The sequence below is a fragment of the Nocardiopsis sp. iso_25 genome (genome assembly GCF_056173305.1).
On record NZ_CM149667.1, the window covers coordinates 1,370,155 to 1,384,245 of the forward strand.

12 protein-coding genes are annotated in these 14,091 nt (G+C 68.9%); 5 read left to right on the top strand and 7 right to left on the bottom strand.

Annotated features, from left to right (window positions below):
• Positions 1-31: 31 nt before the first annotated feature.
• On the bottom strand, positions 32-694 hold the full coding sequence (locus AC0VX6_RS06145) for an O-methyltransferase (protein WP_475467671.1): 663 nt from the start codon (positions 692-694) through the stop codon (positions 32-34).
• Positions 695-965: 271 nt separating this feature from the next.
• On the opposite strand from AC0VX6_RS06145, the gene hrpA reads away from it, so the two are divergent.
• On the top strand, positions 966-4,916 hold the full coding sequence (gene hrpA / locus AC0VX6_RS06150) for an ATP-dependent RNA helicase HrpA (RefSeq protein WP_475467672.1): 3,951 nt from the start codon (positions 966-968) through the stop codon (positions 4,914-4,916).
• Positions 4,917-5,148: 232 nt separating this feature from the next.
• On the opposite strand, the gene AC0VX6_RS06155 is transcribed toward hrpA, so the two are convergent.
• Together AC0VX6_RS06155 and AC0VX6_RS06160 are read right to left on the bottom strand one after the other, a co-directional pair.
• Positions 5,149-5,343: a type II toxin-antitoxin system RelE family toxin gene (locus AC0VX6_RS06155; protein ID WP_475467674.1), complete on the bottom strand. Its 195-nt coding sequence runs from the start codon at positions 5,341-5,343 to the stop codon at positions 5,149-5,151.
• Positions 5,344-5,406: 63 nt separating this feature from the next.
• Positions 5,407-5,592, bottom strand: a complete 186-nt coding sequence (locus tag AC0VX6_RS06160; RefSeq protein WP_274976574.1) for a hypothetical protein — start codon at positions 5,590-5,592, stop codon at positions 5,407-5,409.
• 223 nt (positions 5,593-5,815) lie between these two features.
• Here AC0VX6_RS06160 and AC0VX6_RS06165 point away from each other — a divergent pair, with 223 nt between their 5' ends.
• Positions 5,816-6,949 carry a lactonase family protein gene (locus AC0VX6_RS06165; RefSeq protein ID WP_475467675.1) on the top strand — a complete coding sequence of 378 codons (1,134 nt, stop codon included), beginning with the start codon at positions 5,816-5,818 and terminating at the stop codon, positions 6,947-6,949.
• Between the two features lie 161 nt (positions 6,950-7,110).
• Here AC0VX6_RS06165 and AC0VX6_RS06170 read toward each other — a convergent pair whose 3' ends face one another.
• Together AC0VX6_RS06170 and AC0VX6_RS06175 are read right to left on the bottom strand one after the other, a co-directional pair.
• Entirely contained in the window at positions 7,111-7,575 is a 465-nt protein-coding gene (locus AC0VX6_RS06170) for a hypothetical protein (protein WP_475467676.1), read from the bottom strand.
• Positions 7,562-8,023, bottom strand: a complete 462-nt coding sequence (locus tag AC0VX6_RS06175) for a Panacea domain-containing protein (protein ID WP_475467678.1) — start codon at positions 8,021-8,023, stop codon at positions 7,562-7,564. Before AC0VX6_RS06175 ends, AC0VX6_RS06170 begins: the two co-directional genes overlap by 14 nt.
• Positions 8,024-8,440: 417 nt before the next feature.
• On the opposite strand from AC0VX6_RS06175, the gene AC0VX6_RS06180 reads away from it, so the two are divergent.
• The 3 genes from AC0VX6_RS06180 (at position 8,441) to AC0VX6_RS06190 (ending at position 13,475) form a co-directional block, all read left to right on the top strand.
• A complete protein-coding gene (locus AC0VX6_RS06180; protein WP_475467679.1) occupies positions 8,441-9,691 on the top strand; it encodes a Gfo/Idh/MocA family oxidoreductase in 1,251 nt (416 codons plus the stop codon).
• A 111-nt stretch (positions 9,692-9,802) separates the two neighbouring features.
• A complete protein-coding gene (locus AC0VX6_RS06185) occupies positions 9,803-12,274 on the top strand; it encodes a type I restriction-modification system subunit M (RefSeq protein ID WP_475467681.1) in 2,472 nt (823 codons plus the stop codon).
• Between the two features lie 22 nt (positions 12,275-12,296).
• Positions 12,297-13,475, top strand: a complete 1,179-nt coding sequence (locus AC0VX6_RS06190; RefSeq protein ID WP_475467682.1) for a restriction endonuclease subunit S — start codon at positions 12,297-12,299, stop codon at positions 13,473-13,475.
• A gap of 67 nt (positions 13,476-13,542) precedes the next feature.
• Here the strand turns inward: AC0VX6_RS06190 and AC0VX6_RS06195 are convergent, their stop codons facing one another.
• Positions 13,543-13,875 (bottom strand): hypothetical protein, encoded by a 333-nt coding sequence (locus AC0VX6_RS06195; protein ID WP_475467684.1) that lies wholly within the window; start codon positions 13,873-13,875, stop codon positions 13,543-13,545.
• Positions 13,872-14,090 (bottom strand): hypothetical protein, encoded by a 219-nt coding sequence (locus AC0VX6_RS06200; protein ID WP_475467686.1) that lies wholly within the window; start codon positions 14,088-14,090, stop codon positions 13,872-13,874. Before AC0VX6_RS06200 ends, AC0VX6_RS06195 begins: the two co-directional genes overlap by 4 nt.
• Position 14,091: the final 1 nt, after the last annotated feature.

Sequence of the window (14,091 nt, forward strand, 5' to 3'; positions counted from 1 at the left end):
GCCGGGTGGAGGCCACCCGGCGGCGCCCTCCCTACCGTTTGCGGACCAGGGTGATCCCGTCGGCCATGGGCATGAGGGACAGGTCCACCCTCTCGTCGCGGTGCAGGGCCCCGTTCAGCTCACGGATCGCCTCCGTGTCCGGGTCCCGCGCCTCCCCGTCGGCCACGCGGCCGGAGAAGAGGGTGTTGTCCACGACGATGAGCCCGCCGGTGCGCACCAGCGGGAACGACCGCTCGTAGTAGACCGGGTAGTTCTTCTTGTCGGCGTCGATGAAAACCATGTCGAAACTGCCCGGGCCCTGTTTCCCGGCCAAATCCGAGAGCGTTTCCGCGGCGTCCCCCACGCGCAGTTCGATGCGGTCCTCGACCCCGGCGCGTTTCCAGTGGGGGGCGCCTATTTCCGCCCAGCGGTCCGTGATGTCACAGGTGGTGACCTTTCCCCCCGGGGGGAGCGCGCGAGCCATGCACAGGGTGCTGTAGCCGGTGTAGGTGCCGATCTCCAGCACCGAACGGGCGCCGACCAGCCGGACGAGGAGGGCCAGCAGCTGTCCCTCCTCCGCCATAACCTGAAGCGACTCCCCTCCGGGAAGTCCGGACGTTTCCTGGCGCAGTTCGGACAGGACGTCGTCCTCGCGCAGGGAGGCGCCGCGCACGTAGTCCATAAGGGCGGGGGTCATTTCGGTCTGATGAGCCATGCGGTGGATACTAGACGGAGTGACCAGGCGGGACAAAGCATGGGGAATGGTGGTTTATCCGCTCCGCGTGGAAACGGAGCCGCCCGGGACCGGCCCCACCGGGACGCCGTCCAGCGTGCGGCGGCGGGACGCACGCCCCGGAACAGAACGGGCCCGCCGCGCGTTGGCCGGTACGTGCCCGCGGCGCCCCTTCGCCCGTCCGCGACCGCGCGCCCACCGCGCGGACCCGGCGGCGAAAACCGGTTGCCGTCCCTCCTACCCTTGACTACTGATGAGCACCACCACGCCCGCGCCCGCCGCGGACACGCTGCGCTCCCGGCTGCGCGACCTCATGCCCTCGGACCGCCACCGGCTCCGTCGGCGTATCGACGGCCTGGCCAAGATCGGCGACGAGCGCCGCCGCGCCTCCGTCGCCGCCCAGATCTCCGGGGACGTCGACGAGGCGCTCCTGCGCGTGAACCTGCGCCGCGAGTCCGTGCCCGAGCTGAGCTACCCCGAGTCCCTGCCGGTCAGCTCCCGGCGCGACGACATCGCCGAGGCCATCCGCGACCACCAGGTCGTCATCGTCGCCGGTGAGACCGGCTCGGGCAAGACCACCCAGCTGCCCAAGATCTGCCTGGAGCTGGGGCGCGGCGTCATGGGCACCATCGGTCACACCCAGCCCCGGCGGCTGGCCGCCCGCACCGTCGCCGAGCGCATCGCCGAGGAGATCGGCACCCCGCTGGGCGAGACGGTCGGCTACAAGGTCCGCTTCACCGACTCCTCCAGCGACAGCACCCTGGTCAAGCTGATGACCGACGGCATCCTGCTCGCCGAGATCCAGCACGACCGCATGCTGCGCCAGTACGACACGCTCATCATCGACGAGGCCCACGAGCGCAGCCTCAACGTCGACTTCCTGCTGGGCTACCTCAAGCAGCTGCTGCCCCGGCGCCCCGACCTGAAGGTCGTCATCACCTCGGCCACCATCGACCCCGAGCGCTTCTCCCGCCACTTCGACGACGCCCCCATCGTCGAGGTCTCCGGGCGCACCTACCCGGTCGAGGTCCGCTACCGGCCCATCTCCGAGGAGATCCTCGACCCCGAGGAGAAGAATCCCGGCGGGGGCACCGACCGCGACCAGACCCAGGCCATCCTGGACGCCGTGGACGAGCTCGGCCGCGAGGCCCCCGGCGACGTGCTGGTCTTCCTCAGCGGCGAGCGCGAGATCCGCGACACCGCCGAGGCCCTGGAGAAGAAGAGGCTCCCGGGTACCGAGGTCCTGCCGCTCTACGCGCGCCTGTCCACGAACGAGCAGAGACGCGTGTGGTCCTCGCACAGCGGACGGCGCATCGTCCTGGCCACCAACGTCGCCGAGACCTCCCTGACCGTCCCCGGCATCAAGTACGTCATCGACCCCGGCACCGCGCGCATCTCCCGGTACTCCCACCGCACCAAGGTGCAGCGCCTGCCCATCGAGGCGGTCTCCCAGGCCTCCGCCAACCAGCGCAAGGGCCGCTGCGGCCGCGTCTCGGAGGGCATCTGCATCCGGCTGTACTCGGAGGAGGACTTCCTCTCCCGCCCCGAGTACACCGACCCCGAGATCCTGCGCACCAACCTGGCCTCGGTCATCCTCCAGATGGCCGCCCTGGGGCTGGGCGACGTCGCGGCCTTCCCGTTCGTGGACGGCCCCGACCACCGCCAGATCAAGGACGGCGTCAACCTCCTCAACGAACTGGGCGCCCTGCACCCCGACGAGTCCGGAGGCAGGCGCAGGCTCACCCCGACGGGCCGCCGCCTGGCCCAGCTGCCCATCGACCCCCGCCTGGGCCGGATGGTCCTGGAGGCCGAGGAGCGCGACGTCCTGGGCGAGGTCCTGGTCATCACCGCGGCCCTGTCCATCCAGGACCCGCGCGAGCGGCCCACGGACAAGCAGCAGCAGGCCCAGCAGGCGCACGCCAGGTTCACCGACAAGGAGTCGGACTTCCTGGCCTACCTCAACCTGTGGAACCACCTGCGCGAGAAGCAGCGGGAGCTGTCGGGCAACCAGTTCCGCAGGTTGTGCCGCGAGGAGTACCTCAACTACCTGCGCGTACGCGAGTGGCAGGACATCCACGGCCAGCTCAGGCAGGTCCTGCGCTCCATGGGCGTGGAGGTGCCGCACCCGCGCGAGGAGGCCGCCGACCCCCGCGGCGTGCACATGTCCCTGCTGGCCGGACTCCTGTCGCACGTGGGCCTCAAGGACCCCGAGAAGCACGAGTACCTGGGGGGACGGGGCGCCCGCTTCGCCGTCTTCCCCGGTTCGGCGCTGTTCAAGAAGCAGCCCCGCTACGTGATGGTCGCCGAGCTGGTGGAGACCTCCAAGCTCTGGGGCCGCATGGTGGCCCGGATCGAACCCGAGTGGGCCGAGGAGCTGGCCGGGGACATCGTCAAGCGCAGCTACAGCGAGCCGCACTGGGAGCGCAAGCGCGGCGCCGTGATGGCCTTCGAGCGCGTCACCCTCTACGGCGTGCCCATCGTCGTGCAGCGCAAGGTCTCCTACGGGCGGATCGACCCCGAGCTGTCCCGGGAGCTGTTCATCCGCCGCGCCCTGGTCGAGGGCGACTGGGAGACCCGCCACCACTTCTTCCACGACAACCGCAAGCTCCTGGACGAGGTGGAGGACCTCGAACACCGCGTCCGGCGCCGCGACATCGTCGTGGACGACGAGACGCTGTTCCAGTTCTACGACGCCCGCCTGCCGGACTCGGTGGTCTCGGCCGCGCACTTCGACTCCTGGTGGAAGAAGGCCCGCCGCACCGAGCCCGAGCTGCTGGACTTCACCCGCGACGAGCTCATCAACGAGGGCGCGGGGGCGATCAGCGAGGACGACTACCCGGACGTGTGGCGCCAGGGCGAGTTCACCTTCCCGCTCAGCTACCAGTTCGAGCCGGGCAGCGACTCCGACGGGGTCACCGCGCGCGTCCCGGTGAAGTTCCTCAACCAGGTGGAGGACACCGGGTTCGACTGGCAGATCCCCGGACTGCGCGACGAACTGGTGACCGCGCTCATCCGGTCGCTGCCCAAGCCGCTGCGCCGCAACTTCGTCCCCGTCCCGGACAACGCCGCCCGCGCCCTGGCCGGGCTGGTCCCCTACGAGGGGCCGCTCACCGCGGCGCTGGCCGCCGAGCTGACCCGGATGGCGGGGGAGCGGATCGCCCCCGGCGACTTCCAGCTGGACCGGGTGCCCGACCACCTGCGCATCACCTTCCGGGCCGTGGACGACCGGGGCCGGACCCTGGCCGAGTCCAAGGACCTGGAGAAGCTGCGCGCCAAGCTCAAACCGCGCCTGCGCGAGGCGATCTCCGCCGAGGCCAAGGGCGTGGAGAAGAAGGGTCTGACCTCCTGGGACTTCGGCCCGCTGGAGCAGACCCTGGAGCGCAAGGCGCTGGGGCCCAAGGTCAAGGGCTACCCGGCGCTGGTGGACGAGGGCGACAGCGTCGCGATCCGCATCTTCGACACCCGACCCGAGCAGCGCGCCGCGATGTGGGCGGGCACCCGCCGGCTGCTGCTGCTCACCGTGCCGTCCGTGGCGAACGTGGTGAGCAAGGGACTCAACAACCCCGACAAGCTGGCCCTGGCCGACAACCCGCACGGTTCGATCCGCAGGATGCTCGACGACGCCGAGGCGGCCGCCGTCGACCACCTGCTCGCCCGCGAGGGCGGACCGGTGTGGAACGGCGAGGACTTCGCCGGGCTCGCCGACCGGGTGCGCGCCGACCTCGGCGACACCCTGGCCGAGATCCTGGACAAGTCCGCGCGCGTCCTGGTGCTGTGGCGCAAGGTGTCCAAGAAGGTCAAGGGGACCACCTCGCTGGCCGTGCTGCCCTCGCTCAACGACGTGCAGGGCCAGCTCGGCGACCTGGTGGGCGAGGGGTTCGTGACCCGCACCGGCCCGGCCCGCCTGGACGACCTGCACCGCTACCTGCGCGGGGTGGAGTACCGGCTGGACAAGCTGCCGGAGAACCCGCGCCGCGACCAGGTGAACATGTCCAAGGTGGAGCAGATGCGCCAGGCCGTGGCCAAGCTGCGCGGGGGCCTGCCGCACGGCCGCGCGGCCGACCCGGACGTGGCGGAGCTGCGCTGGATGCTGGAGGAGTACCGGGTGAGCCTGTTCGCGCAGGAACTGCGCACGGCCTACCCGGTCTCGGACAAGCGCATCCTCAAGGCGGTCGAGGCCGTCAAGGCCGCCGACCGGAAGTAGGAGGGGTCGCGCCCGCCGGGGCGCCGCCAGGGCCGAGCTCCGGCGGCGCCGTCAAACCGTTCTCACCACGGTGCGGTGCTCGCGTACCGCTGAAGCCAGTTCCCTGATCGGCCGGGCGGGCTCGCTGAGGGACTCCACCACGGCGTCGAAGCATGGGTTGGGGACCGTCACGGTCTGCCCGCGTTCCACGGGCTTCCCGATGGCTCCGAGGACGGCTCGGTGGTACGAACACTCATCGGTCATAGACATCACCTCGGGCACCGACTTTGACGACAACCACGGTGATCTGACCGTCATCGACGGTATAGACCCCCCGGTAGTCGCCGACACGGATGCGGTAGCCGTCCCTGGCCTTGAGCTTCTTGCAGCCGTCTGGGCGCGGATCGTCAGCAAGGTCCGCTACGGCTTCGACGATGCGCTTACGCACCGATCCGTCGAGCTTGCGCAGCTCCTTGCGGGGCCGAGGCCTTGATCTCGATCGCGTAGCGGCTCACGCGTAGTCCTCGACCCGGAAGGGCACGGTCCCTTCATCGGTGCGGGCATTGATCACCGCGCTGTCAGCGGTGTCCGCCAACTCTTCCAGATACGCGGCGCTCACCAGGACCAGTCCGCGGTCGGCCAACGCCTCGGCCAACTCAGCCGCCGTCTGGCCCGGGTCGACCGGTTCAGCTGTCATTCGCCTCTCCTCGGGGCGCCCGACCGCCCGGCCACGAACGGTCGCGGACCGTGCGCTTGCACGCGGTCCATGAACTCAGGTCCTGACAAGCCTAGCCTCGGGTGCGGAGGGAAGGAGAGTTCGACAATCCGAGCCGGTACCAGGGCACCAGGGCCAAGGCGGAACAGGCACGCCGGGCGATAGCATGCCGCTGGTGGTGTAGACCACCTTCGGTACATGTGCGATGAGAACGGGGTTCCCGGTGGGCGAATCGGCGGACAGCTCGGTGGACGGCAAGCGGCTCCTGCTGGTGGGCACCTACACCCCCGACTCCGACCCGCCCGGGGAGGGCGAGGGGATCTACCGCGTCTGGTTCGACCCCATGACCGGCGAGATGACCGACGGCGGCACCGCCGCCCGCACGCCGGGCCCCTCCTTCCTCGCCTTCCGCGAGGACCCGCCCACGGTGTACGCGGTCAACGAGCGCGAGAAGGGCGCCGTCACCGCCTTCCGGATCGACGGCGGCGCCGGGCTCACCGAACTGGGCCAGGCCCCGACCGGCGGCGGATCGCCCTGCCACGTGCTCGCGCGCGGCTCCGAACTGGCGGTGACCAACTACGCCAACGGAGTGGCCACGCTGTACGCCCTGGCCGGGGACGGCTCCCCCGACGAGACGGTCGCGGAACTCGCGCACTCCGGAAGCGGCCCGGTCACCGACCGCCAGGAGGGGCCGCACGCGCACAGCGCCGCCGCCCCCGACGACCGTCACCTGCTGGTGGCCGACCTGGGCACCGACGAGCTGCGCGTCCTGCGCGGCGGCGCGGAGGTCGGCGCCGTCGCCCTGCCGCCGGGCACCGGGCCCCGGCACACGGCCGTCCTCGGCGAGTACCTCTACGTGGCGGGCGAGCTGGACTCGCGCGTGCACGTCCTGCGCTGGAACCCGGGCACCGGCACCGCCGAGCACCTGGGCTCCGTCGAGGCCACCGGTGAGGGGGCCGCGGGCGCGAACTTCCCCGCCGAGATCCTCACCAACGGCGACCACGTCTACGTCTCCAACCGGGGCGCGGACACGATCGCCACCTTCGCCGTCCGCGACGGCGGCGCCCGCCTGGAGCACGTCGCCGACACCCCGGCCGGAGGGCCGTGGCCGCGCAACTTCACCGTTGTTCGCGGACACCGCGACGAGCCAGACCACCTGGTCGTGGCCGCCCAGAACGGCGACTCGCTGGCCGCACTGCTCCTGGACCCCGACACGGGCGTCCCCGCCGACACCGGCCACCGGCTGCGCCTGCCCGTCCCCGTGTGCGTGCTCCCGGTCCCGATCACCCGCATCCGCCGCGCCGGGGGAACCCGGGACTGCCTGACGGCTCACGCGTAGTCCTCGGACCGGAAGGGGACCGTCTCCTCGTCGGCGCGGGCGTCGATAGCCGCGCTGTCAGCGGTGTCCTCCAGCCCTTCCGGGCACACCGCCTCCGGCTCCGGGGCTCGGCCCCGGGGCCCCTCCGCTGGTCGCACCGGGGCCGAGGGCTTCCGCTCCGTTCAGGTGTGCTTTTTCGCGCTCGGCCAGATGGCGTGTTCGGGGTCCCAGAACACGACGTGGAAGACGTTCTCGTCGACGAAGCCGTACAGTCTGCCGGGCCCGTTCATCCTCAACCGGGAGATCCTGGTCTGATCTGCCAGCCGCAGGTGCTCCAGGCGTTCCTTGGCCTGCTTGTTCGGCAGTCCTTCCAGGTCGTAGCTCTTCGCGAGACCGCCGCTCTGGTGGAAGAGCTCGCGGACACTCATCCGTTCGAAGTCCCGCAGTTTCCTCAGCAGGTCGCAGAGGTCCTCACCCGCGACCTCCGAGAACCCCCACGGTCCCTCGTGGTCGACGTGCTCGAACCGCCAGCACATGCGCTCGTGGGAGCTGTCGGCCTGGGGAAGCCGGTCGGGGTTGGGCGGGCTCTTGCCCGGAGGCGGGGCAGGTGCGGGAGCCTTCTTCCTCCCGCCCCTACCCTTGGGCACTGTCGGCCGCCGTGAGCGCGTCGAAGTACTCGTGGAGGTCGTTCTCCGCCAGGGGTTCGGTGCTCCGTTCGAGTCCTTCGGCACCAGCCCGCTGGCGTGCGCGCAGCCAGGGCGGCTCGCGGTGGGTCATCGCCGACAGCTGGTGTGCGCTGAAGCCCTGGAGCGAGCCCAGGACCAGGTCGACGGACTCCCGCTCACCCGGGTCCAGGGCTTCGGGGTCGCCCTCGATGTCCTCGGGCGCCACGGAGAACAGGCCGCGGTGACGCGCGTACAGGACGGGGGCGACCGGGCCGTTGGCCCAGGCCTCGAAGCGCTCGGGGAACAGCGGGCGCTCCTCCCAGGCCAGGTGGTAGCCGTAGGAGTAGTAGCACAGCTTCTGGAGCTTCATCGCGCTCATGGCGCCCAGGCGGTCGAGGATGTACCGGGCGACGTCGGTCACGCTGGCCATGCCACTCCCTCCCTGCCCTCGTGTGGGCCGGGAACGCGGTCTTCTCGCACGTCAACGGCTCTTTTCGATCATACGTGTGGTGTTTCGCGGGGGTCTATGAACCCGAGGTGCGATCAGCCTAACCCTTCGGTCCGACCCTGATCCGGGAAAGGCGCCTACCGCCCGTGTTTCGTCCGGTGGCGGGGCGGCGGCCGCGCTCCTCAGCTTGCCTCCACCTGATGGAACACGGCCGCAGTCTGACAGGTCCGGGGTCCGGAGTCCGGGCGGAGGTTTTCGGCCGGAGCGGATCGGCGAACGCGGACGAACCGGAGCACAGGGGTCGCCGGAAGCGGCAGGGCCCTGATGCGGTTCCCTTGCTGGCAGGGCCCTGGGTGGAAAGCCGGGGGCCGGAGCGCCCGTCGCGAAGGAGGACGAACAGTGGACCAACGGGAGCAACGGGAGCAGGGGACCCGGCGCGGTGCCAGGACCGGGTACACGGTCGGGATCATCGGGTGCGGCAGCATGGGGGAGCGCCACGCCAGGGCGTTCATCGCGACCGGCCGCCTGGAACCGTGTCTGCGCGTCACCTACCTCTGCGACCGGGACAGCGCGCGAGCGCACCGGGTCGCCGACCTGTTCACCCGGGCCGGTCTCCCGCGTCCCTTCGTCACCGGGCGGGTCGAGGACCTGCTGGCCGACGAGGCCCTCGACTCCGTCGACGTCGTACTGCCGACATCGGCGCACCACGACGTCTGCGTCCGGGCGTCGCGGGCCGGAAAGCACGTCCTGGTGGAGAAGCCCCTGGCGCTCGACGTGGAGCAGGCCGCGTCGATGGTCGGCGCGGCCGAGCGAGGCGGCCGCGTGCTGTCCGTGGCGGAGAACTACCGGCGCGTGTGCGCCAACCGCGCCCTGCGCGCCCTGCTGGACCGGTCGGACGGCGTCGTCTCCATGACCACCGACATCGTCTGCTCGCCGCTCCACGACGCCCGGCACAACGCCGCGGACTGGTACGCCGACCCCGACACCGCCGGGTCCTACCTCGCCCACGAGATGGGCGCGCACGAGATGGACCTCGTCCGCTTCCTCCTGGGGGAGGTCGAGTCCGTCCACTGCGTTGCCCGCTTCTCACCGGGTGAGCCCTCGCGTGATCCGCGACGGGCCACGGGACTGTTCGCGACGCTGACGTGCGCGTCCGGCGCGGTCGTGCAGCTGAGCCTGCGCTCCTGCGACCACGAGCCGCCGGGCGGGTCCAGGCGGATCGTCCTGGCCGATGGCGGCCACGTCCTCAGCCGGGCGTGGGAGGTCTGGGACGGCTGGCACCAAGGCCGCGACGGTACGCGCACCACGACGGACGAGGTCCTCGCCGACCTCACTGCCCTCACCGCTCGCACGGGCGAAGCGGGAAACGGTACCGACTCGTCCGACCCCGCGCTCAGGCACGAACCGGTCCGGCCGCTCTTCGCCAGGGACGACGTGTCGCGCAGCGGGGTCGCGTCCGCCATCCACGAGTTCGCGCACGCCGTCGCGGGTGTACGCGAACCCGAGATCGACGGCGCGGACGGGATGCGCACCCTCGCCCTGTGCGAGTCCCTGATCCTCTCGGCGCGCACCGGAGTCCCGATGGCCCCGACGGACCTCCTTGAGTCCGTGTCCCGCAGGGGACGACCGACGAGCCTCGGGGCGGAATGAGCCTGTGACCAGGGGCTCGGCAGGACCTGTTCGAGCCTCGCCAGTGCGCCTCTAGTCTGGTGTTCCGCGCCCGTACGTCTTGGGGGGCGGAACACGTCAAGAGGGGAACCGGTGGCAACGCACTCCAAACTCACCCTGCCGCAGCTGGAGCGGCACCTGTTCTCGGCGGCCGATATCCTGCGCGGTCGGATGGACGCCTCCGAGTACAAGGAGTACATCTTCGGGATGCTGTTCCTGAAGCGCGCCTCCGACGAGTTCGCCGACCAGCAGGCCCAGGTGGTCCGGGAGCTGATCGAGGACAGGGGGTTCAGCGAGGAGCGGGCCAGGGCGTCGTCGGAGAAGGACATCTACTACGATGACGTCTTCTTCGTGCCGGAGGCGGCCCGCTGGGAGCGCCTGCGCGACGAGGTGCACACCAACGTCGGCAGTGAGCTGAACAAGGCCCTGGAAGCGCTGGAGCTGGCCAACCCCGAGCTGGAGGGCGTGGTCCAGCACATCGACTTCACCGCCACCATCGGCAAGACGCGGCTGTCGGACCGCTCGCTGCGGGACCTGGTCAAGCACTTCAACAGGTACAGCCTGCGCGACGCCGACTTCGAGTTCCCCGACCTGCTCGGCGCGGCCTACGAGTACCTCATCGGCCGGTTCGCCGACTCGGCGGGCAAGCGCGGCGGCGAGTTCTACACCCCGCGCGCGGTGGTGCGGATGATGGTCCAGCTCACCGACCCCCGGGAGAAGGAGAGCGTCTACGACCCCACGGCGGGGTCGGGCGGGATGCTCATCATGGCCAAGCAGCACATGGCGGAGCAGGGGCGCGAGCCCCGTGACCTGCGCCTGGCCGGGCAGGAGCTCAACGGCGGGTCGTGGTCCATCTCCAAGATGAACCTGCTGCTGCACGGTATCCCCGAGGCCGACCTGCGCAATGAGGACACCCTCCTGCACCCGATGCACGTCGAGGACGGTGAGCTGGAGAGGTTCGACGTCGTCCTGGCCAACCCCCCGTTCTCCCAGGTGTTCCAGGGGGAGGAGGCCGAGCTCGCGGACGTGCGCTATTACTGGGGTCGGGTCAAGGACGGCTCGAAGAAGGCCGACCTGATGTTCCTCCAGCACATGGTGGCGGTGCTCAAGGAACCGACTGGTCGCGGCGCGACCGTCATGCCGCACGGCGTGCTGTTCCGGGGCGGTGAGGAACGCCAGATCCGCACCGAGCTGCTGCGCGACGACTGCATCGAGGCGGTCATCGGCCTGGCGCCCAACCTGTTCTACGGCACCGGCATCCCCGCGTGCGTCATCGTGTTCCGTGCCCGGCGGAGCAAACCGGCCGAGCGCAGGAACAAGGTGCTGTTCATCAACGCCGACCGGGAGTTCAAGGCCGGGAAGGCGCAGAACCACCTGCTGCCCGAGCACACCGAGAAGATCCTCTACGCCTACACCAACTTCGCGGAGATCCCCGGGTACTCGCGGGTGGTTGACCACGAGGAGCTGCGCGAGAACGACTTCAACTTCAACATCCGCCGGTACGTGGACAACGCCCCGCCGCCGGAGCCGCACGACGTGTACGCGCACCTGCACGGCGGTGTGCCCGAGGCGGAGATCGCCGAGCGGGTCGAGGCCTTCGCCCGGATCGGGTTCAGCGCCGACCACACGCTCATCCCGCGCCCGGACGGGGCTGACGGGGAGCACGGCCCCTACCGCGACTTCGCCGAGGGGTTGACCCGGGCGGACCTGGCGGCGCAGGTGTCCGGGGACCCGGGAGTGCACGCCAAGCGCGAGGAGCTGTTCAAGGCCCTGGACGACTGGTGGGAGCGCCAGGGCGGCCTGGTCGTGGCGCTGCCGGGCACCAAGCACCTGCTGAAGGTGCGCCGGGAGCTGATCAACAGCTTCGTGGAGGCGTTGGAACCGGTGGGGTCGCTGGACCGGTTCGAGACCACGGGCGTGGTCGTGCGCTGGTGGGATTCCATTCAGTACGACCTGCGGACCCTGGCGGAGAACGGCTTCGGCGGGGTGCTGGACGGCTGGATCACCACCATCGAGGACGGATTAGAGGCCACGCCGCCCAGGGACCCGGCGGAGCATCCGCTGGTGTCCGCGCTGATCCCGGAGCACCTGGAGAAGCTGGCCGAGGCGGAGCAGAGGGCTTCGGAGTTGGACGCCCGGATCAAGGCCGCGGCTCCAGAACCGGTGGAGGGTGAGGACGGCGACGAGGCGGCCGAGGGAGACGGGGACGACGGCGCTGAGGGCTCGGAAACGGCTCTGAGCGATGCTGAGCTGAAGCAGCTGAAGAAGGACCGCACCGAAGCGAAGAAGAAGGTCAAGGCCCTTCGCGGGGATCTGGTCGAGGCTCTGCGGTTGGCCCGTCACGCTCTGGGCGAAGAGGCGGAGCGTCGCCACGTTATGGAATTCGCGGAGCAAAAGCTGGCAGCCGAGTTGAACGACTACGTAGCCAAACAACGGCGCGAGGTCGTGGCTTTTCTGGAGAACTGGTGGGATAAGTACCATACCTCGCTGGAGCAGATCGAGGCTCGGCGTGAGCAGGCTGAGCTCAAGTTCAACGGATTCTTGAAAGAGCTTGATTATGTCTAAAGCTCTTCCTGAGGGGTGGCGAATGGTTCGCCTGCTCGATGTGGTCTCCATGCCATCGGGTCAGGTAGACCCAACCAGAGCACCCTTCCGAGCTCAAGTACTGTTGGCTCCCGACCACATCGAGAGTGGGACCGGCAGGATTGTAAAGAAGGAAACTGCTGCTGACCAGTCTGCTATAAGCGGGAAGTATCAAGTTGGCCCAGGAGATATTGCTTACTCAAAGATCCGCCCCGCGCTAAGAAAAGCCGCCTTGGTTGACTTTTGTGGGACATGCTCAGCCGACATGTATCCTTTGCGGCCAAGTGGAGAAATCGACGCGAACTTCCTGCTGTCGGTAATTCTCGGTGAAGAGTTTTCCGCTTTCGCCAGTTCAGTCTCTGGAAGAAGCGGCATTCCTAAGGTCAACAGGTCGGAGATGGGGGAGTACACCTTCGCTCTCCCTTCTCTCTACGAGCAGCGGCAGATCGCTGAGGCGATCGATGCAGTGGATGTATCAATACATGCTAGCGAGCACAGTTCTGCCAAACTTTCCCGGGTGCGGAAAGCAGTTCTCAGTGAAGCCATGGGTGTTGGCTTAGCTGAGGCTCGTCAGGATGCGGACTTCGGTCCGGACTCTGTGTCACGCCATGGTGTTCGTGGCGGCGAAAGCCAGACGGGGTCCTGGAAGTTGCTGCGTTGTGCTGATGTCCTGAAACTTGCTGGGGGATCTTCTAAGCTCATTGGCGAAGATGAGGAAGGCGGGTTCCCAGTCTATGGTGGAAATGGGATCATTGGTTACACAAAGCACCCATTGGTCGACGGTGATGTCATTATAATTGGCAGGGTTGGGCAGTACTCTGGTGCTGTCCATTACTCGGAATCTCCTGCTTGGGTGACAGATAATGCACTCTATTCTCAAAGTGTATTTGGTGATTGGGATAAGAAATTCCTTGCTCTCTATCTCAAGTGGTTTGACCTTCGGAAGAGTCAGAGTCTGAACGATAACCCGCTTGTCACTCAGGCATCAATCTCTCGGGTGCCTGTGGCTCAGCCTCCACTTAGAGAGCAGAAAAGAATTGTCTCGATCATCGAGGCAAATGACGAGCGGATCGCCGCAGAGCGAGCGCGGTTGGAGAAGCTGCGCAAGCTCAAGGCCGGGCTCATGGACGACCTGCTCACCGGCCGGGTCCGCGTGAACCAGCTCAAGGACCTTCCCGTCTGACTCCACCCCAGACACACGTGTGGCCCGGGAACATCCGCCCCGGGCCACGGCCGTCACCGCCTACGGCTTATTGCCTACGGCTGGCCACCACGCCTGTCCAGCCCCAGGAACCGCGAGGCTTCGGCCTCGGCGGCAGTTTCGACTCCGTGTGCGACCGCCGGGTCTGAACCGGGACCGCCTTCACCGGCCTGCTGGGCTGTACCTTCTCGATCTCCGCCGCCAACCCCTGAGCGCTGTCACCGCTCAGCATCACCATGCGCCGGGTGTGCGCCGCCCAGTACTGGCCGGTCGCGTTGCCGTGCCACACCGTCCACCCCCGCTTGCGGTAGGTGGCGTGAAGGCGCGCCACCTCCTGGGGAACGGAAGCCTCGACAGTCTCCAGGGTCATGAGGGCGCTCATGCCACACCACCTTCCAGAACCCGCAGTGCCTTCCGAAGCTCCTCGGCGCCCGCGCACACAACCAGCTCGGGCTGGCCGCTCGCGGTGGTCCGGGTACTCGTCGCCACGAAGCAGAGTCGCCCCCGGCCTTCGTGCAGTTCGTAGATGAGGAAGTCGGGGAACTCCTCGCGCAGCGTCAGCACGGCCGCGCTCGGCCTCACGTGGTAACCCTCCATG